This is a genomic window from Pseudomonas sp. MPFS (genome assembly GCF_022537035.1).
GTDB classification, from domain to species: domain Bacteria; phylum Pseudomonadota; class Gammaproteobacteria; order Pseudomonadales; family Pseudomonadaceae; genus Aquipseudomonas; species Aquipseudomonas sessilinigenes.
Window position 1 is genome coordinate 4,270,369 of sequence record NZ_CP066123.1, and the last position, 24,994, is coordinate 4,295,362.

Below are 24,994 nucleotides of genomic sequence, written 5' to 3' on the forward strand. Positions count from 1 at the left end.
GTAGATACCGTCTTGCCCGTTACCGGGCAAGCGCCAATTTCGGGTCATAAGGATGACCCGACTTGAGCACGCCAAATACGATGTGCAGCATCTTGCGCATCACCGCACAGACGATCTGCTTGCCCGCTTTACCCTTGGCGCGCAGCCGCTCTTTCATCGCCATGAGGGGCTCACTCATGTTCATGGCGGTGATGCTGGGCAGGTACAACGCTCGGCGGATACGCCCCGAACCAGCCTTGCTGATCAGCGTGCGGCCCTTGAATTTGCCGGATTCGGCCAGCTGCGGATTCAACCCCGCAAACGAGACTACGGCCCGGGCGCTACGAAACTCCTTGAGATCGCCCAGTTCGGCCAGGATCACTGACGCGGTCTTCTCGCCGATACCGTCGATGCTCAACAGCAGATCCCGTTTGCCCCGCAAGTCGGGATCATCGTCGACATGCTGCTTGATCATCTGGCGGGTCTGGACGATGTCTTTTTCGATGTGGCTGATGTGCGACTGGATCGATTCCTGAACCACCGTATCCGCCACTTCCTGGCGATTACGTTCCATCTGCAGCATCTCCTGCAGGTCGTCCAGGCGTCGCAGCAGGACCCGTAGCCGGCGGATCGCCACAGGCTCCGGCGCCCAGGGCGTCAAGGGTGACTCGTGCTTGGCCTGGGCAAAGGCGGCCAGCAACTTGGCGTCCACCTTGTCGGTCTTGTAGTTGATTCCTTCGCTTTTCTTGAAGTAATGGACCCGGGCCGGGTTGACCACGATGACTTTGTAACCCTGGTGGTAGAGGTGCTCTGCCAGGGCTTCGTGATAAACGCTGGTGGCTTCCATGACGACCCTGGCGTCGGGCTGCGCATGCAACTTGAGCCACTGGTCGAGCTGGGCGAAGCCCTCGGCATTGTTGGGAATCTTGCCGCGTGTGCGGTACTTGCCGTTGGGCAGAGGCGTGGCGACATCGAATGTGTTCTTGGCGATATCGATCCCGATGACGTTAGACATATTCTCTTCCTCGGATGCGCGGGTTAAGGATCATCCGTCACTCGGTCTCAGCCTTGTTGATGCGAGCTACCGTGCGATGCAGGGCTCAGGATACCGTTCGGACTTAGCGAGTGAGGTTGAAGAGGAGGAGCTCAATCTACAGTGCAGGCTCAAGGCCTTAGCCGCTGCCCGGCTTCATTCCTCTTCCTCGATGATCAGTCGAGAACTATCGCGTGTGTAAACGCGATAGTCGAGATACAAGCCGCTGCCTCAGGCTGCGCATGGCCCGCAGGGCCACGGCGGTCTTGGCATCGCTGAAGGTCCTGCGGACCTTGGCGCAGCCTGGCCGTGGCTCGACAGCGGCTACAGGCTTTGTGTAGCCGCGCCATGGGGGTCAGGCGTAGACCGGCCAGCGCTCGACGATGCGCCCGCCGCGCAGGGCCAGCAGGTCGCCGAACTGCAGCAGCACCGCTTCGCTCTGGTGCGGGCGCAGGAAGATATGGTCGTCCACCGCCAGGCCCACGGAGCTTGAGCCATTGACCATTTCCTGGTTGGAGCTGCGACCGAACAGGTCGTTGCTCTGCAACCCCGCTGGCGATTCGAAATCCGCCAGCCAGTGCCCGCCGTAGATGAAGAAGGTCTCGCGCTGGTTACTGTCCCACCAGGACAACAGCCGTGACTTGTCATCCAGGGCCGGGATCCGCACCGGCCCGGTGCTCTTGAGCACCGGGGTGGCGATGAACGCCGCCGGCTGGTGCTGTTCCAGGGATGGCAGGTCGTAGTGGCTGGGCTTGAGCATCGCCGTGCCCACCGAGACCTCGGTGCTCAGGGATTCCTGCTCGTGCCGCCGATAGCTGGGGCTACCGGCAGTGTTCAGGGTCAGGCCCGCGTGCCATAGCGCCGGGTACTGCTGGCGGGTGAAATCGACGAAGCCGGTGTAGATCGCCATGACCTTGGCGAACAGACTTTCCGGCGAGCCGAGAATCCCCGGCACGCCCATGTCGACGAACGGGTCGTACCCCATGAACCCGGCGAACTCCAGGTGCTGCGGGTGAGCGGCGATCAACGCCAGCATCCGCCCCAGGGCCGCGTTGTCCGCCACCCCGCCACGGTGCAGGCCCACATCCAGCTCGATATTGATGCGCATCCTGGTGCCCAGGCCCTGGGCCAGCGCCAGGTATTGCTGCAGGCGTTCGGGAGTATCCAGCAGCCATTGCAGTTGCCGGGCCGGATCGAACGGGCCCTGGTGCTGCTGGTAGAACAATTCGGCGGCGCGCACCGGCAGCGGCTTGCCCAGGAGGATGTCGGCGTCGGCGAAGACCTGGGCATCGTGGTTGAGAAACGGCTGGTGGAACGACATCAAGCGCCGCGTCCCGGCACGCTGGGCGATATAGGCCAGCAGCCCGGGCGACGGCAGTGATTTCTCCACCAGGCGCAGTTGCTTGCCGCCGCGCTGCACCGATTGCATGACCACGTCGATGTTGTGGTCCAGGCGATCGAGGTCGATCAGCATCACCGGCTGCATCGGCCCGTTGACCTTGAGCTCGCGATTGAGCCCGGCGAAATAGGCATCGTAGGGCGCGCCCCGCTCGCCCGGCCGCAGCCAGGCGCCGACACCCGCCAACAAGACGCCGGCACCCAGGGTGCCGGCCATGAAACGACGACGGTTCATGGTGCTGATCTCCGCTTCATGCCACCCCCAGCACCGAGGCCAGGTGGGCGTTGATGAATGTGCCGCGTGGGTCCAGCTCCTGGCGTACCTTGGCGAAAGCCTGCCATTGCGGGTACAGCGCCTGGAGGTTGCGGGCGTTGAGGCTGTGGTGCTTGCCCCAGTGTGGGCGCCCCTGGTATTTCCAGAAGATCGGCTCCACCGCGGCGAAGAAGTTGTGGTGGTCCATGCTGTAGTGCTGGTGCACCGAGATCGAGCAACTGTCGCGCCCCTCGAACATGCTCAGGGGAATGTCGTCGGCCTTGACGTAGCGGTACTCGATGGGAAACCAGGTGCGCAGGTCCTTGTCATGGATCAGTGCGAGGATCTCGCGCAGGCAGGCCGGCCCCAGGTGCGCCGGCACCGAGTACTCCATCTCGTTGAAGCGCACGCTGCGCACGTTGGCGTAGACCTGGTAGGAGTCGCCCACCCGTTCGTCGAAGCTCGCCAGCCAGCGCAGGCTGTTGAGCAGGTGGCGCCGGGTGTCGGGAAAATCGCTGACGTACTTGTCCAGGTTCTCGATCAGGCTGACGAACTCGTTGCCGCCCTCCTCGGCCGGATCGCGAGGCGGGGTGGCCGGGTCCGTGGTTTCGTTCAGCGCCACCGCCAGGGCGTAGTCGGAATGGGTGACCACGAGCATTTCCCAGTGCTGGTTGCTGCGGGTCAGGTGGTCCATGTCCTCCAGCAGTTCGTCGGTCTTGGCGATCCACTGCTTCTCCCGCAGGCGATAGGCCTCGCGGTTCTGCAAGCGCACCCGGGTCGTCACCCCCAGCGCCCCCAGGGACGCCCGCGCGGCATGGAACACCTCGGCGTTACGCTGGCGGTCGCAGTCCAGCACCTGGCCGGCGGCGGTCACCAGTTGCAACCCGCAGACCTGGCTCGAATAGGAACCGAAGCCGACCCCGGTGCCATGGGTCGAAGTGGCAATGGCCCCGGCCAGGGTCTGGTAGTCGATGTCGGCCATGTTCCACAGGGCCTGCCCCACCTCCTTGAGTGCCGGCCCCATGAGCGACATCGGCGTACCGCCGGCGAACTCCGCCTGCAGGGTCTTGGGATCGTGCTCCAGCAGGCCGTTGAAATAGGCCAGGGACAGCAAGGTGCCGTCAGTGGGCACCAGGGCGCTGAAGGAGTGCCCCGAGCCCACCGGGCGGATCTTGCCTGGAGCCTTGCGGATCACCTGGACCAGCTCGTCCAGGTCCTTGGGCGCCAGGCGTGCCTCGGGCAGGCAGCTTTGCGCGCCGGACCAGTTGCGCCAGGGAATCAGCCGCGGGGCGCGGACCAGTTCGGCCATCAGCGGGTTGCTGCACAGCGCGGTGAATGCGCCGAGGGCGCCGGCCCCTTGCAACAGGCGACGGCGAGAGAGGTGCATGACCATGGAAGGTGACCTTGTATTTTTATTGGAATGAATGGCCGGACATAAAGCTGATCAGCGCCAGGAACTGCTCTTCGGAACATTGCATGCACTGGCCCATGGGCGGCATGCCCTGGTAACCGTTGATGCTGTGGTCCAGCAGGGTATCGGCGCCCTGGGCCAGCCGCGGGGCCCAGGCCTTGGCATCGCCGGCCAGCGGCGCGCCGGAAGCCGGGTTGGCATGGCACAGCTTGCAGCTGCTGTCGTAGATCCGCGCCAGGTCCGGGTCGGCCGGGCTCTGGCGGGCCGCGTCAAGGCGCCCCGGCGCCGGCGGCTCGGCATCACCGCAAGCGCCCAGGGACAAGCCCAGGGCCAGTACCAGGGCGCCGCGACAGGCTGGGGCGAGCAAGCGCCGTAACGGCGGGAAAAACGCAAGGGTGACGCTGGGCATAGGCAGTCCTCGGGGCAGCCGGGCAAAGGGTCGATCCCGGCCACGGGACCCACCTCACAGGGCAACACTAAGGCACCGGCGTCCCCGGGTTGAGGGCATTGGCGGCCAGCCAAGGGGACTTGGCCGGACAGCCGGCCAGAGCGCCCGGCCTGTGCTCGAACAGCCTGCGACCAAGGCTTGGCGCAGGCTGCCGAGAACAGTTGCCGGGCATTCGCTGAAACGTTTAATCTCGAACCATGACCGCCTGCCGGCCGAGCGCAGAAACTGCTGAAGAACCCGGCCGTTCAGGCGTATAACAGACCGTTGAAAAACCTAGGCGAGGCAGCCAGCGCAAGGCGAAAACAGGCGAAAAGCGCAGTTTACCCGTGGTAAATGAGCATTTTGACCGGGCTGGCGCACCCGCCTGTTTTCAACGCAGCGATGGCAACGCAGGCAGTTTTTCAACGGCCTGATAAACCCAGGAACGACGAATCGCCCGTCATCCGCGCCAGAGCCATTTCCAACACGGGGTAGAGTCATGACCACAGCCAAAGTCCTCAGCAACCTGTTTCCTGCCGCCAGCGACATCCCCGAAGCCTATCGCCTGCCCGACCCGGTGGAGCAACGCGACTACCTGGTGGATGGCCAGCTGCGTATCTGGAACGGCCCCCTGGCCCAGGTCCGCAGCCCGATCTACCTCACAGGCGCCGACGGCGACCAGCAGGTGATCCTCGGCAGTACCCCGTTGCTGGATGCCGACACCGCACTGCAGGCCCTGGACGCCGCCGTGCGCGCCTACGACCGGGGCCAGGGCGCCTGGCCAACGATGCGCGTGGCCGAGCGCATCCAGCATGTGGAAGCCTTCCTGGCGCGCATGCGCGAGCAGCGCACGGCGGTGGTCAAGCTGTTGATGTGGGAGATCGGCAAGAACCTCAAGGACTCGGAGAAAGAGTTCGACCGCACCTGCGACTACATCGTCGACACCATCGGCGCGCTCAAGGAGCTGGACCGGCGTTCCAGCCGCTTCGAACTGGAGCAGGACACCCTCGGCCAGATCCGCCGCGTGCCCCTGGGCGTGGCCTTGTGCATGGGGCCCTACAACTACCCGCTCAACGAGACCTTCACCACCCTGATCCCGGCGCTGATCATGGGCAACACCGTGGTGTTCAAGCCGGCCAAGCTCGGCGTGCTGCTGATCCGCCCATTGCTGGAGGCGTTCCGCGACAGCTTCCCGGCCGGGGTGATCAACGTCATCTACGGCAGCGGCCGCGAGACCGTCAGCGCCCTGATGGCCAGCGGCAAGGTGGACATCTTCGCCTTCATCGGTACCAACAAGGCCGCCAGCGACCTGAAGAAACTCCACCCCAAGCCGCACCGCCTGCGCGCGGCCCTGGGCCTGGACGCGAAGAACCCGGGAATCGTGCTGCCCGATGCCGACCTGGACAACGCCGTCAGCGAAGCCCTGACCGGTGCCTTGTCGTTCAACGGCCAGCGCTGCACCGCGTTGAAGATCCTGTTCGTCCACGAAGCGGTGGTGCAACGCTTCATCGAGCAATTCAATGCCAAGCTGCACAGCCTCAAGCCGGGCATGCCCTGGGAGCCCGGCGTGGCCCTGACCCCACTGCCGGAGAACACCAAGGTCGACTACCTGCAGGGCCTGGTGGCCGATGCCCAGGCCCATGGCGCGCAGGTGGTGAACCCCGATGGCGGCGTGTCCCGCGCCTCGTTCTTCTACCCGGCGGTGCTGTACCCGGTGAACCCGCAGATGCGCGTGTACCACGAGGAGCAGTTCGGCCCGGTGGTGCCCATCGTGCCCTATCGCGACCTGGAGACGGTGATCGACTACGTGCTGGAGTCGGACTTCGGCCAGCAACTGAGCCTGTTCGGCAGTGACCCGGCACAAATCGGCAAGCTGGTGGACGCCTTCGCCAACCAGGTGGGGCGGATCAATATCAACGCACAATGCCAGCGCGGCCCGGACACCTTCCCCTTCAACGGGCGCAAGAACTCCGCCGAGGGCACGCTGTCGGTCCATGACGCGCTGCGCACCTTCTCGATCCGCACCCTGGTGGCCACCAAGTTCCAGGCGCGCAACAAGGAACTGATCAGCGACATCATCCGCAACCGTGACTCCAGCTTCCTGACCACCGACTACATTTTCTAGCAAGGCCCGGGGGCCTGCCTGGCAGGCTCCCCCCACTCGCTGCCTTTCACCCACCACAGGAGAAACCGGTCTGGGCCCGTTCAAACACCTGCGGGGCACACGCCTGCCCTCCTGGCTGCGCCATCTGCTGCGGCCAGTGCTCGACCCGTACCGGCGCTATCGTCATGCCCGGTTGATCCACGCGGTGCGGGTGGTCCTCGGGCTGATCGCCACGATCCTCCTGACCACCGGCCTGAACCTGCCCCACGGCGAATGGGCCTCGGTGACCATGCTGGTGGTGATCGGCGGCCTGCAGCACCACGGCAACATCGGCAAGAAAGCCGCCGAACGGGCCATCGGTACCCTGGTGGGCGCCGGGGTCGGCCTGCTGCTGATCGTGCAGCAGGCGTACTTCGGCCAGCCCTGGCTGACTTACCTGGGCATGTCGGCGGTCTGCGGTTATTTCTCCTACCACGCCATCGGCAAGGGTGGCTACACCGCGCTGCTGGCGGCGATCACCGTGTTCATCGTCGCCGGCCATGGCGACAACCAGGTCAGCGATGGCCTGTGGCGGGCGGTGGATATCCTGATCGGCATCGCCCTGGCCCTGGCGTTTTCCTTCGCCATCCCGCTGTACGCGGTGTATTCCTGGCGCTACAACCTGGCCAGCGCCCTGCGCGACTGCGCGCAGTTGTACGGACGGATCATCAAGGGCCAATCGGTGACCGACGACGAGCACCTGAGGCTGCTCGGGCGGGTCAACAGCGCCATGCTGCAACTGCGCTCGCTGATGCCTTCGGTGTCCAAGGAAGTGCGAATCTCCATGACCGAGCTGGACGCCATCCAGCGCAACCTGCGGATGTGCATCAGCACCCTGGAGATCCTCGGCAATACCCGCCCCGATGCTGGCGACCGCCAGGCCATGGCGCAGATGCAACTGGGCCTCAAGGCCGAGCACCGGCAGATCCGCATGCACCTGGTGGGCATGGCCCGGGCCCTGCAATCAGGCATTACCCAGCGTTTGGAAAAACCCCTGGAGGCCAGCCCGGGCAATGCCCTGGAAGCACCGGCGCACTCGGCACCGGATGGCTACCGGCTGCTGACCCGGCAGTTGGTGGCGACCCTCGGCGAGATGCGCCAGCGCCTGGCCAAGAGCGCCCGGCACTGGAAGATCTAGAACAGCTCGCTGAACGGAATGAAGCGCGCCAGATCCCCGGCCTGCAGGGTCCGCCCTTCGGGGATCTCCACCAGGCCATCGGCCCAGCAGGCACCCAGCAGCACCCCGGAGCTCTGGTTCGGATAGAGCACCGCGCGCCCCTGCTCCAGGCGCGCGCGCAGGTACTCTCGACGGCTGCCGGCCCGGGTCCAGTCGAAGGCCACCGGCACCATGACGCCCAGAGGCTCGACCTCGCCCACGCCCTGGATGCGCAGCAGGTAGGCACGGGCCAGCAGGCCGAAGGTCACCAGGGCCGAGGCCGGGTTGCCCGGCAGGCCGATCACCGGCACCTGGCCGAAGTAGCCCACGGTCAGGGGCTTGCCGGGCTTGATCGCCAGTTTCCAGAACAGCGGCCGGCCACTGTCGCGCAGCACCTGGCCCAGGCAGTCGGCATCGCCCGCGGACACTCCGCCCGTGGTGAGGATCAGGTCGGCCCCATGCTGCAGTTGCTCGAGCCGTAGCCGGGTCTGCTGCGGCTGGTCTGGCAGGATCCCGGCATCGATCACCTCGCAGCCCAGGGCATCGAGCCAATGCCGGAGCAAGGTGCGGTTGCTGTTGTAGATGCAGCCTTCGCGCAGCGCCATGCCCGGCTCCAGCAGCTCGTCACCGGTGGACAGCAGCGCCACCCGGGGCTTGCGCACCACCGGCAACCGGGTACAGCCCTGGGCGGCGGCCACCGCCAGCTCGAAAGGCCCAAGGCGCGTGCCGGCCTCGAGCAGCACCTGGCCGGCGCGGTTCTCCTGGCCCTGGGGGCGGATGTTCTGCCCCGGCTTGAGCGCCTGGGTGAAACGCACCCGGCCATCATCCAGCAGCTCGACGTTTTCCTGCATCTCGACGCAGTCGGCGCCGGCGGGCACCGGGGCGCCGGTGAAGATCCGCGCGCAGGTGCCCGGCTGCAACGGCGTACCGGGCCGGCCGGCGAACACCGTTTGCGCCACCAGCAGTGGCTGGCCATCCCAGTGGGCAAGATCCAGGGCGTAGCCGTCCATGGCGCTGTTGGGCCAGGGCGGCAAATCCAGGGTCGCCACCAGGTCGCAGGCCAGGACCCGCTGCCGGGCCTCGTCCAGGGCCAGCTCCTGGCTCTGGTCCAGTTGCCGGGCATCGGCCATGGCCAGCAGGCTGGCCAGCGCCTCCTCCACCGGCATCAGCTTGCCCTGGCTCATCCGCGGGACTCGCAGGCCTGCACCGGCTTGAGGTGCGGAACGAAGTTGCACGGCCGGTGCCGGGCATCCAGCTGCTCGGCGAGGATGCCTTCCCAGGCGGTCCGGCAAGCGCCGGTGGAGCCCGGCAGGCAGCACACCAGGGTGCCGTTGGACAGCCCGGCCAGGGCCCGGCTCTGCACCGTGGAGGTGCCGATATCGAGGATCGAGATCGCGCGGAACAACTCGCCGAAACCATCGATGCGCTTGTCCAGCAGGCAACCCACGGCTTCCGGGGTGCTGTCGCGGCCGGTGAAGCCGGTGCCACCGGTGATCAGCACCACCTGGATGCGCTCATCGGCGATCCAGGTCGCGACCTGGGCGCGGATCTTGTACAGATCGTCCTTGAGCAGGTTGCGCTCGCTCAGGGTATGCCCGGCTTCGAGCAAGCGGCTGACCAGCAACTGCCCGGAGGTATCGGTGGCATATTCCCGGGTATCGCTGACCGTCAGCACGGCAATATTCAAAGGTACAAACAACGCATCCGCCTTCACGCTCATGTCACTCTCCGACCGCCAAGATAAAAATCATGGACCCAGGCTAAAGGCCGCAAAGCGCGGCTGTCTAATCGTTCTGGCTGACCGGATTATCGACCCGCTCTATCGTCGCCAGGCCCGTGCCAGGGCCTGATAAGCCAGATCGATCAGCCATTCGAATGTTCCGATTGGACGCCGCGGACAGACAATGAGATCGTGCCCGCCATCGACCTGACATGCCCGTGACCCATGACCCCGACCCGACCTGCCAGCGCCACTCCCCTGCCCTGCTCGATCCTGCTGCTGGCAGGCGGGCGCGGATTGCGCATGGGCGGTCGGGACAAGGGCCTGGTGCCCTGGCGCGGCCAGCCGCTGATTGCCCATGTGCACGACGTGGTGCGGCCCTTGAGCGACGACCTGATCATTTCCTGCAACCGCAACGCCGAGCAGTATCGGCCCTACGCCGATCAGTTGGTGGCCGATGCCCAGCAGGATTTTCCCGGCCCGCTGGCCGGTGTCCTGGCGGGCCTGGCCCAGGCCCGGCACCCCTGGCTGCTGGTGCTGGCCTGCGATGCGCCATGCATCGATGGCGCCTTGATCGAAGCCCTGTGGCAAGCCCGCAGCGCGGGCGAACAACCGGTGATGGTGCAGCAGGACGGCCAATGGCAACCCATGTTCAGCCTGTTGCCGACGCGGCTGCTGGGCGATCTACGCCAGGCCTGGGACCAGGGCGAGCGCAGCTTGCTGCGGGCCCTGCGCGTACAGGGCCTGACGCCCCTGCACTGCGCTGCCGACGATCCCCGGCTGAGCAATTTCAACAGCCCTGAACTACTGTCTGAAACACCCCCCGGCTCCCCGGCCTGAAGGCCGGCGGAACAGCCCGGGACGATCTTCGGGTCTTCCCACAGCTTGAACCTCTGCGTTAATACTGACGACGACCCTCCCACGACAGGTGCCATTGTGGACATCAAGCAACTGAAGTTTCTGATCGCGCTGGAACAGACCCGCCACTTCGGCCAGGCTGCCGCGCGCTGCCACATCACCCAGCCGACCTTGTCCATGCGCCTGCGCAACCTGGAGGACGAGCTGGACCTGATCCTGGTGACCCGGGGCCAGCGTTTCGAGGGTTTCACCGAGGCCGGCGAACGGGTGCTGGCCTGGGCCAAGACCCTGCTCGCCGCCCACGACGGGCTGTTCGCCGAAGCCGCCGCCTGCCGCGGGCAACTGGTGGGTAACCTGCGCCTGGGCCTGGTGCCCCTGAGCGGCTTCAACCCCATCGGCTACGTGCAGAAGCTGTCGGCGAGTTTTCCCGAGCTCAAGTTCAGCCTGTCGTCCGCAAGCTCCGACCGCATCATCGAGGAGATCGGCAACAACCAGCTGGACCTGGGGGTCTGCTACCTGGACCACGTCAATCCCAACTACCTGGATTTCTTCGAGATCGGCGAGACTCGGGTCGGCCTGCTGTACGACACCCGGCACTTTCATTTCGAAGGCAACGAGATGAGCTGGGAAGATGCCGCCGAACTGCCACTGGGCATGCTCAGCACCGGCATGCACTATCGCAAGTCCATCGACTTGAGTTTCCGCAGCCGCGGCCTCAACCCGCAGCCGATCCTGGAAAGCGATTCGACCTACCAGCTGTTCCAGGCCATCCACGAAGGCTTCTGCTGCTCGATCATGCCCCTGGACAGCGGCCTGGATTCTCCGATCGAGAACCTGGCCTTCATCAACCTGCCCGACGCCAGCGTACTGGCGCCCCTGGGCATGGTGATGCGCAAGACCGAACCACGGTCGGCGATTGCCGAGAAGTGTTTCGCCGAAGCTCGCAAGCTGTTTGCGATCAAGGGCGAATGACCGTTTAGCGCGCCTGCGGGTGCACCAGTAGCAAGAGGTGGATGCATGGTTTGCCGGATCGAACAAGCGGATCAACAGCCCGAGGCCAACGCACCGGCCCCGGCGCCGCAGAGCGTGGCCTATCGCGAATACGGCTCGCCGCAAGAGGCCCATGCGCCCCTGGCCGCCGAGACCGCCCTGGCCATCACCTACAACGGCCTGAGCCAGGCAGTGATGATGGTGTCTCCGGGCAACCTGGAGGATTTCATCCGCGGCTTCAGCATCACCAACGATATCGTCACCGGCCTGGACGAGATCTACGACATCCGCCTGAGCCATTTCCCCCAGGCCTGCCAGGCCGACGTGCAGATTTCCAGCCGGGCCTTCTGGGCCCTCAAGGACCATCGCCGGCAACTGGCCGGGACCAGCGGCTGCGGCTTGTGTGGAGTCGAGGCCCTGGAGCAGGCCCTGCCCCAGCTACAGGTGCTGGAACCGACGCCACTGCCGCCGGTGGAACACCTGCAGGGCCTGCGCGAGCGCATCGAGCAAGCCCAGCTCATGGCCCGCAGCAGTGGCGCCCTGCATGCGGCGCTGTACTTCGATGAACAGGGAGAGGTACGCCTGTGCCAGGAAGACATCGGCCGCCATAACGCCCTGGACAAGCTGATCGGCGCCCTGCTCCACGCCGGGATCGATACGCGCCTGGGCTTTACCGTGGTCACCAGCCGCTGCAGCCTGGAGCTGATCCACAAGGCCGTGCGGGCACGCCTGGGCACCCTGGTCAGCCTCTCGGCGCCCACCGCCCTGACCGTGCAGTGGGCCAACAAGCACCACCTCAACCTGATCCACGTCCCCCACCGCAGCCCGCCACGGATCTACAGCCCGGTGTGACCGCACGGCATTTCTGTGGCGCGGGAAGTTGCTCGCGCTGCAAGGCGCAGCCTTGCCATCCGCTTGGGCAGGCGCTCGATCAGGTATAGCGAGGATTCGGGTTTACGGCCTGCGCTGCCGAGCGGCAGCGAGCGCCCTCGCCACCCAAAGTCGGTTCCAGATCTACCGCAGGTGCTCAGGGTTGCTGCCAGCGGCTGGCGGCCTGCTGGTCGCTCGCACGGCCTTCGACCCAATGTTCGCCGCTGTCGGTGACTTCGCGCTTCCAGAACGGCGCACGGGTCTTCAGGTAATCCATGATGAAGTCACAGGCCTCGAAAGCGGCCTGGCGATGGGCGCTGGCCACACCGACGTAGACGATCGGCTCGCCAACCCGCAGCAGCCCGACCCGATGCACCAGCTCGACCCGCAGCAGCGGCCAGCGCTGCTCGGCCTGTGCCACGATGCCCCGCAAGGAGCGCTCGGTCATGCCCGGGTAATGCTCGAGGAACAGGCTCTGCACCGCCTGCCCCAGGTTCAGGTCGCGGACGTAGCCGACGAAGGTCACCACCGCCCCCACTGCCGGATCGCCAGCCTGCAGGGCGGTATTCAAGGCATCGAGGCTGAAGGCCTGTTGCTGGACCTGGATACCCATGCCTCAGCCCCCCGTCACTTGCGGAAAGAAGGCGATCTCGTCGAAGTCCTCGATGGGCGCGTCGAGCTTGCACAGGTCCTGGTTCAGCGCGCACATCAGGCTGTTCTCCCCCAGTACCCGGGCCCAGTTCTCGTCCCGGGCCATGAGCAACCGGCGCACATCGCCAACCGTGCGCAGCTCGGCATGCAGCGCCAGCTTCTCGCCGCCGCTGCCCAGCTGTTCGCGGTAGCGGGCAAAGTAGTTGATGAGGATCATGGCTGCTCTCCCGCGATGAATGAACCGGACTTGCCGCCGTGCTTCTCCAGTAGCCGCACGCCCTCGATGACCATGCCGCGATCCACCGCCTTGCACATGTCGTAGATGGTCAGGGCGGCGACGCTGGCGGCGGTCATCGCCTCCAGCTCGACCCCGGTGGCACCGTTGAGCCGGCAACGGGTGGTGATTCGCACCCGATCCGGCGGCGCCGCGGCGAGCTCGACGCTGACCTTGGTGAGCAGCAAGGGGTGGCACAGGGGGATCAGCTCGTGGGTCTTCTTCGCCGCCATGATCCCGGCGATCCGGGCCACGGCGAACACGTCGCCCTTGGGATGGCCGTTGTCCTCCAGCAATTGCAGGGTGGCCGGGTGCATCCGCACCCAGGCCTCGGCCAGGGCCTCACGGTCGGTGGCGGGCTTGGCGGTGACATCCACCATGTTGGCCCGGCCCTGGGCGTCCAGGTGGGTCAACGCGGGACTGGCGACAGCGTCGTTCATGTTCAACCTCAGGCAAGGGAAAGCCTGGCGACCCGGGGCGGGTCAGCTCAGGACGTAGTCCACCGGTTCGAGTACCGGCGGCAGTTCGGTGGCTCCCAGGGCATCGAGGATCTCGCGCTCGATGTTGCGCACGATGGCGTCCAGGGGCAGGTCGTTTTCGTCACGACCGAAAGGGTCTTCCAGCTCGTCGCCGATGGCGTCCAGGCCAAAGAAGGTGTAGCTGACGATGGCGGTGAAGATCGGTGTCAGCCAGCCCAGAGGCTCGGCCATGGCAAAGGGCAGCAGGATGCAGAACATGTAGCTGGTGCGGTGCAGCAGCAAGGTGTAGGGAAACGGCAACGGCGTGGCCTTGATCCGCTCGCAGGTGGTCTGCGCCGTGGTCATGCCCGCCAGCAGGTTGGCGATCAGCATGTAGCGCCACTCGCTCAGGCGGCCCGATTCGGCCAGGCCCGAACACTGGCTAGAGACCAGGCGCAGTACGTTGTCGCTGACGTTCGGGGTCGCCGCCGGCGGCAGCTGGCTGAGCCAGGTGCCCGCGGCCCCCAGCTCGTCCTCCTGGCGCAGCCGGGCCTTGAGGGCATGGGCGAAACCACACAGGTTGCGCAGGATCGCCCCGCGCTCCTGGGCATCGCCGATCACCTGGGTCTCGCGGATCAGCGAGCGCACGTCCGTGACGATACTGCCCAGGGCCTTGCGCGCCTCGTACCAGCGGTCATAGCAGGCGTTGTTGCGAAAGCTCATGAAGATCGACAGCGACAGCCCGAGCAAGGTGAAGGGCGTGGCGTTGACCTTGGAAAAGAACGCCGGGTGCAGGGTCTCGATCAACACGATGGCGGCAGCCAGCAGGGTCACCAGCAGGCTGCGCAGGGCGATGCGCTTGGCGATCGAGCCCTTGAGCGAAAACAGCACGCCGAGCAGGTTGGGTTTGGATCTGACGATCATCGAAGGACGGCCTCTGGACGATTCGGGCAAGCAAGGGATGGGGCCGGTCAGCCACCGGTCATGTTCATGAAGCGCACTACCTGCACCTCATCGTTGAGCTCGAAGTGATGGCGATAGGGCTTGAGCTTCATGGCCTCGACGATGGCCTGTTCCAGGCGCTGGGTATCACCCGGGTGGGCACGCAGCACGGCCTTGAGGTCCATCGAGTGTTCGTTGCCCAGGCACAGCAGCAAGCGCCCTTCCACGGTCAGCCGCACGCGGTTGCAGGTGCCGCAGAAGTTGTGGCTGTGGGGCGAGATGAAGCCCAGGCGGATCTGCGGTGCCTCGGCCAGGCGCCAGTAGCGCGACGGCCCCTGGGTCGATTCCGCCGACTCCATCAGGGTGTAGCGCTCGGCGATGCGCTCGCGCACCTGGGCGCTGGAGAAGAAGGCATCGCTGCGGCTGTGTTCGCTGATGGCGCCCAGGGGCATCTCCTCGATGAAGGAGATGTCCAGGCCATGGTCGATGGCGAAGGCCACCAGGTCGTTGATCTGGTGGTCGTTGCGGCCCTTCATCACCACGCAGTTGAGTTTGGTGCGGGTAAAACCAGCGGCGTTCGCCGCATCGATCCCGGCCAACACCTGGGACAGCTCGCCGGTGCGGGTCAGTTGGCGGAACAGCTGCGGGTCGAGGCTGTCCAGGCTGATGTTCAGGCGCTTGACCCCGGCATCGAACAAGGGCGCGGCCAGCTTGCCCAGTTGTGAGCCGTTGGTGGTCATGCACAGCTCGCGCAGGCCCGGCAGCCGCGCAATGCGCCGACACAGCTCGACCACCCCGGAACGCACCAGCGGCTCGCCACCGGTCAGGCGGATCTTGCGGGTGCCCAGGGCGACGAAACGCTCGGCCAGCTGGTACAGCTCTTCCAGGGTCAGGATGCGCTGGCGCGGCAGGAACTGCATATCCTCGGCCATGCAATACACGCAACGAAAATCGCAACGGTCAGTCACCGACATGCGCAGATAGTCGACCCGGCGAGCAAAGCCATCCACCAATACTTGATCTGCCATCACCGCCTCTGTCGCCGATGCGAACTCATTGAATATTAGTTGAACTCCGACAGTGCATCCGCGCTTGTCGCGAGTGATTGGCGGCAAGATTAAGAGCCATTCAAAAGTCCGTCCAATCGCTATTAACAACTGGTTGATCAAAAACATCTATCAAGCGCAAAACCATCAAGATAACTCACTCAATACATTGATTTTTAATGAATTAATACCCTGATAGAGGTTCTCGATCAACTGGTCATTAATTGCGATTAGACAGCCTGCACGGACGCCGAATAGGCTTTATTCGTGGCCCGAAAAAGGTCGCGAAAGTTACTCCACGCAAACAAACACAACGGGGCTTATAACCCGTCCCAGCAAAATCGCATTTAGCCTGAGCAGTAAGAAACTATCGACATCCATTGAATGTCGGGCGGTTCCCTGCGTGCGATGTATTGGAGAAATATCATGAGCGAAGTTGATCGATACAAACCCTACAAGGGCGCGGCCGCCGGTTGGGGGGCACTGATGGCGGTGACCCGCAACTGGCTGGGCAGCGAGAACGCCTTCAAGAACATCCGCGCCATGCTCAAGACCAACCAGAACGGCGGTTTCGACTGCCCGGGCTGCGCCTGGGGCGAGTCGCCGGAAAACGGCATGGTCAAGTTCTGCGAGAACGGCGCCAAGGCGGTCAACTGGGAAGCCACCGGGCGCCTGGTGAACCCGGCATTCTTCAATAAATACACGGTCTCGGCCCTGGCCGCGCAGAGCGACTACTGGCTCGAATACCAGGGCCGCCTGACCCATCCGATGCGCTACGACGCCACCCAGGACCGCTATGTGGAAACCACCTGGGACGAGGCCTTCGACCTGATCGCCAGCCACCTCAAGGGCCTGGACTCGCCGAACCAGGCCGAGTTCTACACCTCGGGCCGGGCCAGCAACGAAGCGGCCTACCTCTACCAGCTGTTCGTGCGCGCCTACGGCACCAACAATTTCCCCGACTGCTCGAACATGTGCCATGAAGCCAGCGCCGTGGGCATGTTCGAGAGCGTCGGGGTGGGCAAGGGCACCGTGGTGTTCCACGACCTGGAGCAGGCCGACGCGATCTTCGTCATCGGCCAGAACCCCGGCACCAACCATCCGCGGATGCTCGAACCGCTGCGCGAGGCGGTCAAGCGCGGTGCCCAGGTAATCTGCTTCAACCCGCTCAAGGAGCGTGGCCTGGAACGCTTCCAGCATCCGCAGCACCCGCTGGAGATGCTCACCAACGGCTCCGAGCCCACCTCCTCGGCCTATTTCCGTCCGGCCCTGGGCGGCGACATGGCGGCCTTTCGCGGCATCGCCAAGTTCCTCCTGCGCTGGGAGCGTGAAGCCCTGGCCAGCCATGGCGAAGCGGTGTTCGACCGGGCCTTCATCGCCGAACACACCTCGGGCCTGGACAGCTACCTGGCCGAGGTCGATGCCACGTCCTGGAGCCACATCGTCGAGCAATCCGGCCTGTCCCTGGCCGATATCGAACTGGCCGCCCGCATGTATCGCAAGGCCAAGCGCGTGATCATGTGCTGGGCCATGGGCCTGACCCAGCACACCCATTCGGTGCCGACCATCCAGGAAGTGATCAACGTGCTGTTGCTGCGCGGCAACATCGGCCGCCCGGGCGCCGGCCTGTCGCCGGTGCGCGGCCACAGCAACGTGCAGGGCGACCGCACCATGGGCATCAACGAACTGGCGCCTACCGAGTTGCTGGACGCCCTGGAGGCGCGCTTCGGCTTCAAGCCGCCACGGGAGCACGGCCACAACACGGTGATGGCGATCTCGGCCATGGAACAGGGCAAGGCCAAGGTGTTCATCGGCCTGGGCGGCAACTTCGCCCAGGCGACCCCGGACACCCCTCGCACCCACGCCGCCCTGCGCAACTGCGAGCTCACCGTGCACATCGCCACCAAGCTCAACCGCAGCCACCTGGTGACCGGTCGCGAGGCGCTGATCCTGCCGTGTCTGGGCCGTACCGATATCGATATCCAGGCCAACGGTCCCCAGGGCGTCACCGTGGAAGACACCTTCAGCATGGTGCACATCTCCCATGGCCAACTGCGGCCCAAGTCGGCGCACCTGCGCTCGGAACCGGCGATCATCGCCGGCATCGCCAACGCTACCCTGGGCCCGCGTCCCATCGACTGGCTGTGGGTGATCGAAGACTACGGGCGCATCCGCGACCTGATCGCCGATACCATCCCGGGCTTCAGCGACTTCAACCTCAAGCTGCTCAACCCCGGCGGCTTCCACCTGGGCAACGATGCGGCCGACCGGCGCTGGAACACCGCCACCGGCAAGGCGCGGTTCACCCCCAGCGAACTGCCCGCGGACCTGGTCAACCCCGGGGTGCGCAAGCTCAAGGAGCAGCCGCAGCTGATCCTGCAGACCATGCGTTCCCACGACCAGTACAACACCACCCTGTACGGCCTGGACGATCGCTATCGCGGGGTCTATGGCATGCGCGAGGTGCTGTTCGCCAACGAACAGGACATCCGCAAGCTGGGCTACGAGCCGGGGCAGAAGGTGGACATCGTGTCCCTGTGGGAAGACGGCCGCGAGCGCCGGGTCAGTGGCTTCACCCTGATCGCCTATGACATCCCCGCCGGCCAGGCCGCCGCCTACTACCCGGAGACCAACCCCCTGGTGCCACTGGAGAGCTACGGCGACCGCACCTATACGCCGACTTCCAAGTTCATCGCCATCCGCCTGGAGGCGGCCCAGGCCAGCAACCTGATCCAGTCCGTCGGCGTCTGACCGGGCCCGGGGTCGGCACACCGCCCCGGCCTCCACTCGCAGCCCCCGCCCCCGTAGCGCGAACCCTTGCGATTCGCGGCGAACGGGCGGCGGCTGCACGGCATCCAGCCTTTACGAGGGTATCGTCATGTTTGATCTACAGGCACTGGACCTGGCGCGCATCCAGTTCGCGTTCACGGTCTCGTTCCACATCATCTTCCCGGCCATCACTATCGGCCTGGCCAGTTTCCTGGCCGTGCTCGAAGGGCTTTGGCTCAAGACCCACAACAACACCTACAAGGACCTGTATCACTTCTGGTCGAAGATCTTCGCCGTCAACTTCGGCATGGGCGTGGTCTCCGGACTGGTCATGGCCTATGAGTTCGGCACCAACTGGAGTCGTTTCTCGGACTTCGCCGGCAGCATCACCGGCCCCCTGCTGACCTACGAGGTACTCACCGCGTTCTTCCTCGAAGCGGGTTTCCTCGGGGTCATGCTGTTCGGCTGGAACCGGGTCGGCCGCGGGCTGCACTTCTTCTCCACGGTGATGGTGGCCATCGGCACCCTGATCTCGACCTTCTGGATCCTGGCCTCCAACAGCTGGATGCAGACGCCCCAGGGCTTCTCCATCGTCGATGGGCGGATCATGCCCATGGACTGGCTGGCGATCGTCTTCAACCCGTCGTTCCCCTTCCGCCTGGCGCACATGGCCATCGCCGCGTTCGTCTCCACGGCGTTCTTCGTCGGGGCCTCCGGCGCCTGGCACCTGCTGCGCGGCAACGACACGCCGCAAGTGCGCAAGATGCTGTCGATGGCGCTGTGGATGGCGCTGATCGTCGCGCCGATCCAGGCGGTGGTCGGCGATGCCCACGGCCTCAATACCCTGGAACACCAGCCGGCGAAGATCGCCGCCATCGAAGGGCACTGGGAAAACCACGGTGACGAGCCCTCGCCCCTGGTGCTGTTCGGCCTGCCCAACATGGACAGCGAAAAGACCGACTACGCCCTGGAGGTACCGTACCTGGGCAGCCTGATCCTGACCCACAGCCTGGACAAGCAGATCCCTGCGCTCAAGAGCTTCCCCAAGGAAGACCGACCCAACTCGGCCATCGTGTTCTTCAGTTTCCGCATCATGGCCGGGCTCGGCATGCTGATGATCCTCACCGGGGTGCTGGGCCTGCTGCTGCGGCGCAGCGGCGCGCTGTACCGCAATCGCTGGTTCCTGCGCCTGGTCCTGCTGATGGGCCCCACCGGGCTGATCGCCATGCTGGCGGGCTGGATCACCACCGAAGTCGGTCGCCAGCCCTGGGTGGTCTACGGCCTGCTGCGTACCAGCGATGCCGCGTCCAACCACAGCGTGATGCAGCTGAGCGTGTCCCTGGCGTTGTTCGTACTGATCTACTTCTCGGTATTCGCCGTGGGCATCGGCTACATGATGAAGCTGGTGCGCAAGGGCCCGCAGCCCCACCACGAGCACCTGCCAGAAGCCACGCCGGCCCAGGAACCGACCCCGCGTCGTCCGCTGTCCGCCATCTCCGAGACGTTCGCGTCCGGCGATCACCACAACTGAAACAAGGGAAACGATCATGGCTATTCAAGGCATAGATCTATCGTTGATCTGGGGCGTCATCATTGCCTTCGGGGTGATGATGTACGTGATCATGGACGGCTTCGACCTGGGGCTCGGCATTCTCTTCCCGCTGATCCCCGATGCCCGGGAACGGGACGTGATGATGAACACCGTGGCCCCGGTCTGGGACGGTAACGAGACCTGGCTGGTGCTCGGCGGCGCGGCGCTGTACGGCGCCTTCCCGCTGGCCTATTCGGTGATCCTCGAGGCGTTGTACCTGCCGCTGGTGTTCATGCTGGCGGGGCTGATCTTTCGTGGCGTGGCCTTCGAGTTCCGCTTCAAGGCCAGCCCCGAGAAGCGGCCTATCTGGGACCTGGCCTTCATCGGCGGCTCGCTGCTGGCGACCCTGTGCCAGGGCATCGTGATCGGCACCTATATCAGCGGCATCCCGGTGGTCGATCGCCAGTTCGCCGGCGGCGCCCTGGACTGGCTGGCGCCCTTCCCGCTGTTCTGCGGCCTGGGCCTGGTGGTGGCCTATGCGCTGCTGGGCAGCACCTGGCTGCTGGTCAAGACCGAAGGCATGCTCGAAGCACGCATGCGCCACTACACCCGGCCCCTGGCGTTCGCCCTGACGGCGGTGATCGCGGTGCTGTGCGTGTGGACCCCCATGCTGCATCCGGAGATTGCCACCCGCTGGTTCGGCCACGCCCATATCGTGATCTTCGGCGCGCTGCTGGTGCTGGGCCTGCTGGCGTTCTGGGGCTTGCTCGGAACCTTGCGCCAGCATCATTCGCACTGGCCGTTCGTGTTCACCCTGGTGCTGGTGTTCCTGGGCTACATCGGCCTGGCCTTCAGTATCTGGCCGAACATCGTGCCGCCGTCCATCAGCCTGTGGGAAGCGGCCTCGCCCCTGACCAGCCAGTTGTTCATCCTGATCGGCACGCTGTTCATCCTGCCGATCATCCTGATGTACACCTGCTGGAGCTACTACGTGTTCCGCGGCAAAGTGAGGATCGGCGATGGCTACCACTGAGAACCCAACCCTGCACGAAACCCTGGCCCGCCTGCCCTTGCACCGCCAGGTGGCACAACTGAGCCTGCTGTACCTGGGGGCGATACTGACACTGGCCTGCAGCACGGCCCTGGTCCTGGAGCTGGCCCATGGATAAGACACAAGTCACACGCCCCGTTCCGGGGTGGCGGCAACTGTTGTGGATGGCCGGCATCTGGTTGGCCAGCGTGGTCAGCCTGGGGCTGGTGGCCGGGTTGTTGCGGCTGCTGATGCAAGCCGCGGGCATGCGCAGCCACTGATCAAGGCCCACTGCCCACACGCCCCCGGCACGCACTTGCGTGTCGGGGGCGTGTGGGTTCAGAGGGGCGTTGGCTCGCGTTCGGCCAAGTCTTCGAACAGCTCGGCCGAAGGCACGAAGAACAAGCCGCCGGTCACTGCCGTGCTGTAGTCCAGCAGGCGATCGTAGTTGCCCGCCGGCCGCCCGACAAACATGTTTTCCAGCATTTGCTCCACCGGCTGTGGCGAGCGCGCGTAGCCGATGAAGTAGGTGCCGAACTCCCCGGCCCCCGGCCGGCCGAACGGCATGTTGTCGCGCAGGATCTTCACCTCTTCGCCGTTCTCCTCGAGGGTGGTCAGGGAGCTGTGGGAACAGCTGGGCTTGACCCCGTCGGCCAGCTCGATGTCGTCCAGCTTGGTCCGGCCGATGATGCGTTCCTGGGCCTCAACGGTCAGTTCGTTCCAGGCGCTCATGTTGTGCAGGTACTTCTGCACCAGGACGTAGCTGCCGTTGGCGAACGGCGGGTCCTCGTCGCCCACCAGGGTGAAGTCCACGGCTTCACGGCCCACCGGGTTCTCGGTGCCGTCGACGAAACCCACCATGCTGCGCATGTCGAAGTAGCGAAAACCCTGGACCTCGTCCACCACTTCGATCGCAGCGCCCAACGGCTTGAGCAACTGGGTGGCGAGTTCGAAGCACAGGTCCATCTGTTCGGCGCGAATATGCAGCAGCAGGTCGCCCGGGGTGGACGGTGCCAGCCGCCCCGCTACCCCCACTTCACGAAATGGATGCAGCGCAGCCGGGCGCGGCCCGCCAAACAGCCGGTCCCAGGCGGCGGAGCCGAAACCACAGACGCAGGTCAGGTTGCCCGCCGGTACCCGCTTGCCCACCGAGCGCACTCGCCCGGCGACATCGGCGCACCACTCGCGCAGGGTTTGCGCCGCTTCGGCACCCGGCGCCAGGGTGGCGACGATGAAGATCGCGCTGCGGGTAATGGGGCTGCAGACAGCTTGGGGCTCGGGCAGGCGCCCGGCCGAGGATGAAGGTGTCGTCATGTTGGATTCCACAGGCTACGGTCGAAAAAATCACCCACGGAAATTAGCAGATTGCGGCGCCGTAGCCACCCACTCCTGTGGTCGCTGTCGAGCCTGCGCAGTTGCGCCAAGGTCCGCAGGACCTTCAGGGGGATCGGCTGGCCAATCCAGAGGCGGCCGCTGCGCGCCCGTATGCAGCCTGCGGCAGCGGCTACACGAAGCACTTGTAGCCGCTGCTGAGCCTGCGAAGCTGCACCAAGGTCCGCAGGACCTTCAAGGGGATCGGCTGGCCAACCTGGCGGCTAAACGCCCGCGCGCAGCACCCGCACCGGTACCGACTTGTAGGACGGCGTGCCGCTGTCGACGTCCAGGTAGTCCAGCGGCACCAGGCGGTTGGCCTCGGGGTAATAGGCGCCGACGGTGCCCGGGGCGATCTTGTACTCGATGGCGGTGATGTTCTCGTAGCGCAGGCGCCGGCCGTCGGTCACCGTCTCGATGTCCACCAGGTCGCCATGGGCCAGGCCCCGGGCCGCCAGGTCCGCCGGGCTGATGAACAGCACGTCGCGACGACCGAAGACCCCACGGTAGCGATCGTCCAGGGCATAGATGGTGGTGTTGTACTGGTCGTGGCTGCGCAGGGTCACCAGGCGCAGGACGTCGGCGCCATCCACTTCCTTGTCTTCGTGCAAGCCGGGGAAGACGAAGAACTCGGCCTTGCCCGAGGGTGTCAGCCATTGGCGCTCGGCCGCCGCCAGGGGCATGCGGAAGCCTCCTGGAACGCGGATCCTGGCGTTGTAGTCATCAAAGCCAGGCACGGTCTTCTCGATCAGGTCGCGGATCTTGTCGTAGTCGGCCACCAGCTCCAGCCACGGCACCTTGCTCGCGGTCAGCGTCGCCTTGGCCATGCCGGCGACGATCGCCGGTTCCGACATCAGGGCTTGCGAGGCCGGGGCCAGCTTGCCGGCCGAGGCATGGACCATGGACATCGAATCCTCGACGGTGATCGCCTGGCGCATGCCGTCCTGCACGTCCATTTCGGTGCGGCCCAGGCAGGGTAAAACGTAGGTTTCCTTGGCCACCAACAGATGGCTGCGGTTGAGCTTGGTGGCGATGTGCACGCTCAGGTCGAGCTGGGCCATGGCCGGGAAACACTGGCCCGGGTCCGGCAGGGCTACGGCGAAGTTGCCCCCCAGGCATAGCAGGGCCTTGGACTGGCCGGCAATGATCGCCTGCATCGCTTGCACCGCGTCGTGGCCATGGCTGGCCGGTGGCTTGAAGCCGAACACCTGCTCGAGCTTGTCGAGGAACGCCTGCGCGGGTTTTTCGGTGATGCCCACGGTGCGGTTGCCCTGCACATTGGAGTGGCCACGCAGCGGGCAGATCCCCGCCCCGGGCTTGCCCAGGTTGCCTCGCAACATCAAGAGGTCGCAGATCAGCCGCACATTGGCGGTGCCCTCGTTGTGCTGGGTAATGCCCATGCCATAGGTGACGATGGTGGCATTGGACTTGGCATAGGCCGCGGCGACCATTTCCAGGTCGCTCTGCTTGAGGCCGCTGGCCTGTTCAATATCCGCCCACTGGGTGGCGTGCAGGTCGGCCTCCAGGGCAGCGAAGCCCAGGGTGTGCTGGGCGATGAAGTCGCGGTCCAGCACCTGCCCAAGGCTTTGCTCCAGGGCCAACAAGGCCTTCATGATGCCCTTGACCGCCGCGGCGTCACCGCCTGCCTTGACCTGGAAGTACGAGGAGGCGATGCGCGTGGAGCCATAGGTGGCCATCTCCACCATGTTCTGCGGATCGGCGAAGCGCTCCAGGGCCCGCTCGCGCAAGGGGTTGAAGACCATGATCGGCACTTTGCGCCGTGACGCCTCATGCAGGGTGCCCATCATCCGCGGGTGGTTGGTGCCGGGGTTGTGGCCGATGGAGATGATCAGCTCGCAAACATCGAAATCCTCCAGCGATACCGTGCCCTTGCCGATCCCGATGGACCTGGGCAAACCGACGCTGGTGGGCTCATGGCACATGTTCGAGCAGTCGGGAAAGTTGTTGCAGCCATATTCCCGGGCAAACAGCTGGTACAGGTAGGCCGCCTCGTTGGAGGCCCTGCCCGAGGTGTAGAACTCCACCTGCTCGGGCTTCAGGCCACGCAGGACCTGGCCAATGCGCTCGAAGGCGGCCTGCCAGGGCACCGGCTTGAAAGTATCGCTCGCGCGATCGTAAACCAGAGGCTCGGTAAGGCGACCGAGGTCCTCCAACTGATAGTCCGAGCGCTGCAACAGCGAGGCCACCGGATGGCTGGCCAGGAACTCGGGCGTCACCCGTTTGTTGGTGGCTTCCCAGGTCACCGCCTTGGCGCCGTTCTCGCAGAACTGGAAGGTCGACTTGTGCTCCTTGTCCGGCCAGGCGCAACCCGGGCAATCGAAACCGTCGGGCTGGTTGGTGCGCATCAGGGTCAGGGGGGCCTTGAGGGTGTCCATCTGCTCGCGTACGGCCGTGGCCGTGGCCTTGAGCGCGCCCCAGCCACCGGCGGGACCATCGTAGTTGCGGATTCCGGGAACCTTGCGTCGAGTGCTCATGATCGCTCCAGGGCCAACCGGCCCTGTGCGGCGCGAGTTGGCAATGACAGGTAATCGACCACCGGGGCGGCGTCAGGCAGGGCCAGGCACCCGGCAATGATCCAGGCACGGATGGCCGGATCGCCAGGCGGCTGGATCAAGAGAAAGTGCATCGCAAACGTTGCGGCGCATGCTGAAATCTAGCGCTGC

General features: G+C 65.3%; 24 protein-coding genes. 10 read left to right on the forward strand and 14 right to left on the reverse strand.

The genetic code is table 11. From position 1 onward, the window contains the following. Nucleotides 1–19: 19 nt before the first annotated feature. The 4 genes from I9018_RS19445 to I9018_RS19460 all read right to left on the reverse strand — a co-directional run bounded on the left by I9018_RS19445 (nt 20) and on the right by I9018_RS19460 (nt 4,483). On the reverse strand, nt 20–994 hold the full coding sequence (locus tag I9018_RS19445) for a transposase (protein ID WP_241107265.1): 975 nt from the start codon (nt 992–994) through the stop codon (nt 20–22). A 373-nt stretch (nt 995–1,367) separates the two neighbouring features. Next, nucleotides 1,368–2,576 carry a DSD1 family PLP-dependent enzyme gene (locus I9018_RS19450; protein WP_241110172.1) on the reverse strand — a complete coding sequence of 403 codons (1,209 nt, stop codon included), beginning with the start codon at nt 2,574–2,576 and terminating at the stop codon, nt 1,368–1,370. An 85-nt stretch (nt 2,577–2,661) separates the two neighbouring features. Continuing rightward, nucleotides 2,662–3,990 carry a D-arabinono-1,4-lactone oxidase gene (locus I9018_RS19455; RefSeq protein ID WP_164485055.1) on the reverse strand — a complete coding sequence of 443 codons (1,329 nt, stop codon included), beginning with the start codon at nt 3,988–3,990 and terminating at the stop codon, nt 2,662–2,664. Nucleotides 3,991–4,075: 85 nt separating this feature from the next. After that, a complete protein-coding gene (locus I9018_RS19460; protein ID WP_241107266.1) occupies nt 4,076–4,483 on the reverse strand; it encodes a c-type cytochrome in 408 nt (135 codons plus the stop codon). A 517-nt stretch (nt 4,484–5,000) separates the two neighbouring features. On the opposite strand from I9018_RS19460, the gene I9018_RS19465 reads away from it, so the two are divergent. Continuing rightward, nucleotides 5,001–6,626, forward strand: a complete 1,626-nt coding sequence (locus I9018_RS19465) for an NADP-dependent glyceraldehyde-3-phosphate dehydrogenase (RefSeq protein WP_241107267.1) — start codon at nt 5,001–5,003, stop codon at nt 6,624–6,626. A gap of 115 nt (nt 6,627–6,741) precedes the next feature. Then, entirely contained in the window at nt 6,742–7,782 is a 1,041-nt protein-coding gene (locus I9018_RS19470; protein WP_241110173.1) for an FUSC family protein, read from the forward strand. On the opposite strand, the gene glp is transcribed toward I9018_RS19470, so the two are convergent. Both glp and moaB read right to left on the reverse strand, forming a co-directional pair. Further along, nucleotides 7,779–8,984: a gephyrin-like molybdotransferase Glp gene (gene glp / locus I9018_RS19475; RefSeq protein ID WP_241110174.1), complete on the reverse strand. Its 1,206-nt coding sequence runs from the start codon at nt 8,982–8,984 to the stop codon at nt 7,779–7,781. The genes I9018_RS19470 and glp overlap by 4 nt on opposite strands. After that, nucleotides 8,981–9,520: a molybdenum cofactor biosynthesis protein B gene (moaB, locus tag I9018_RS19480; protein ID WP_022639460.1), complete on the reverse strand. Its 540-nt coding sequence runs from the start codon at nt 9,518–9,520 to the stop codon at nt 8,981–8,983. Before moaB ends, glp begins: the two co-directional genes overlap by 4 nt. Nucleotides 9,521–9,745: 225 nt before the next feature. Here moaB and mobA point away from each other — a divergent pair, with 225 nt between their 5' ends. The 3 genes from mobA (at nt 9,746) to fdhD (ending at nt 12,220) form a co-directional block, all read left to right on the forward strand. Beyond that, nucleotides 9,746–10,360 (forward strand): molybdenum cofactor guanylyltransferase MobA, encoded by a 615-nt coding sequence (gene mobA / locus I9018_RS19485; protein WP_241107268.1) that lies wholly within the window; start codon nt 9,746–9,748, stop codon nt 10,358–10,360. A 96-nt stretch (nt 10,361–10,456) separates the two neighbouring features. Continuing rightward, nucleotides 10,457–11,350: a LysR family transcriptional regulator gene (locus I9018_RS19490; RefSeq protein ID WP_241107269.1), complete on the forward strand. Its 894-nt coding sequence runs from the start codon at nt 10,457–10,459 to the stop codon at nt 11,348–11,350. A gap of 45 nt (nt 11,351–11,395) precedes the next feature. Continuing rightward, nucleotides 11,396–12,220 carry a formate dehydrogenase accessory sulfurtransferase FdhD gene (gene fdhD, locus I9018_RS19495; protein WP_241107270.1) on the forward strand — a complete coding sequence of 275 codons (825 nt, stop codon included), beginning with the start codon at nt 11,396–11,398 and terminating at the stop codon, nt 12,218–12,220. Between the two features lie 175 nt (nt 12,221–12,395). On the opposite strand, the gene moaE is transcribed toward fdhD, so the two are convergent. The 5 genes from moaE to moaA are packed head-to-tail and all read right to left on the reverse strand — an operon-like array spanning nt 12,396 to nt 15,591. Further along, a complete protein-coding gene (moaE, locus tag I9018_RS19500; RefSeq protein ID WP_068581109.1) occupies nt 12,396–12,851 on the reverse strand; it encodes a molybdopterin synthase catalytic subunit MoaE in 456 nt (151 codons plus the stop codon). 3 nt (nt 12,852–12,854) lie between these two features. After that, a complete protein-coding gene (locus I9018_RS19505; RefSeq protein WP_022639465.1) occupies nt 12,855–13,106 on the reverse strand; it encodes a MoaD/ThiS family protein in 252 nt (83 codons plus the stop codon). Continuing rightward, nucleotides 13,103–13,603: a cyclic pyranopterin monophosphate synthase MoaC gene (gene moaC / locus I9018_RS19510; protein WP_068581112.1), complete on the reverse strand. Its 501-nt coding sequence runs from the start codon at nt 13,601–13,603 to the stop codon at nt 13,103–13,105. Before moaC ends, I9018_RS19505 begins: the two co-directional genes overlap by 4 nt. A 42-nt stretch (nt 13,604–13,645) precedes the next feature. Beyond that, a complete protein-coding gene (locus tag I9018_RS19515) occupies nt 13,646–14,545 on the reverse strand; it encodes a bestrophin family protein (protein WP_241107271.1) in 900 nt (299 codons plus the stop codon). 47 nt (nt 14,546–14,592) lie between these two features. Beyond that, nucleotides 14,593–15,591, reverse strand: coding sequence for a GTP 3',8-cyclase MoaA (gene moaA / locus I9018_RS19520; RefSeq protein WP_241107272.1), 999 nt, complete (start codon nt 15,589–15,591; stop codon nt 14,593–14,595). 444 nt (nt 15,592–16,035) lie between these two features. On the opposite strand from moaA, the gene I9018_RS19525 reads away from it, so the two are divergent. From I9018_RS19525 to I9018_RS19545, 5 genes are all read left to right on the forward strand, one after another. Then, nucleotides 16,036–18,360 (forward strand): FdhF/YdeP family oxidoreductase, encoded by a 2,325-nt coding sequence (locus I9018_RS19525; RefSeq protein ID WP_241107273.1) that lies wholly within the window; start codon nt 16,036–16,038, stop codon nt 18,358–18,360. Between the two features lie 127 nt (nt 18,361–18,487). Continuing rightward, nucleotides 18,488–19,909, forward strand: a complete 1,422-nt coding sequence (locus I9018_RS19530) for a cytochrome ubiquinol oxidase subunit I (protein ID WP_022639470.1) — start codon at nt 18,488–18,490, stop codon at nt 19,907–19,909. Nucleotides 19,910–19,925: 16 nt separating this feature from the next. Beyond that, nucleotides 19,926–20,942: a cytochrome d ubiquinol oxidase subunit II gene (gene cydB / locus I9018_RS19535; protein WP_241107274.1), complete on the forward strand. Its 1,017-nt coding sequence runs from the start codon at nt 19,926–19,928 to the stop codon at nt 20,940–20,942. Then, nucleotides 20,929–21,078 (forward strand): hypothetical protein, encoded by a 150-nt coding sequence (locus I9018_RS19540; protein WP_241107275.1) that lies wholly within the window; start codon nt 20,929–20,931, stop codon nt 21,076–21,078. Before cydB ends, I9018_RS19540 begins: the two co-directional genes overlap by 14 nt. Next, the gene (locus I9018_RS19545) at nt 21,071–21,220 is read left to right on the forward strand and encodes a DUF2474 domain-containing protein (protein WP_083235762.1); all 150 of its coding nucleotides are present in this window, start codon (nt 21,071–21,073) and stop codon (nt 21,218–21,220) included. The genes I9018_RS19540 and I9018_RS19545 overlap by 8 nt, the downstream gene beginning before the upstream one ends. Before the next feature lie 58 nt (nt 21,221–21,278). On the opposite strand, the gene I9018_RS19550 is transcribed toward I9018_RS19545, so the two are convergent. From I9018_RS19550 to I9018_RS19560, 3 genes are all read right to left on the reverse strand, one after another. Continuing rightward, on the reverse strand, nt 21,279–22,253 hold the full coding sequence (locus I9018_RS19550; RefSeq protein WP_124348002.1) for a Dyp-type peroxidase: 975 nt from the start codon (nt 22,251–22,253) through the stop codon (nt 21,279–21,281). 281 nt (nt 22,254–22,534) lie between these two features. Continuing rightward, nucleotides 22,535–24,805 carry an FdhF/YdeP family oxidoreductase gene (locus tag I9018_RS19555; protein WP_241107276.1) on the reverse strand — a complete coding sequence of 757 codons (2,271 nt, stop codon included), beginning with the start codon at nt 24,803–24,805 and terminating at the stop codon, nt 22,535–22,537. Further along, nucleotides 24,802–24,957, reverse strand: a complete 156-nt coding sequence (locus I9018_RS19560; RefSeq protein ID WP_164487334.1) for a hypothetical protein — start codon at nt 24,955–24,957, stop codon at nt 24,802–24,804. Before I9018_RS19560 ends, I9018_RS19555 begins: the two co-directional genes overlap by 4 nt. Nucleotides 24,958–24,994 lie beyond the last annotated feature (37 nt).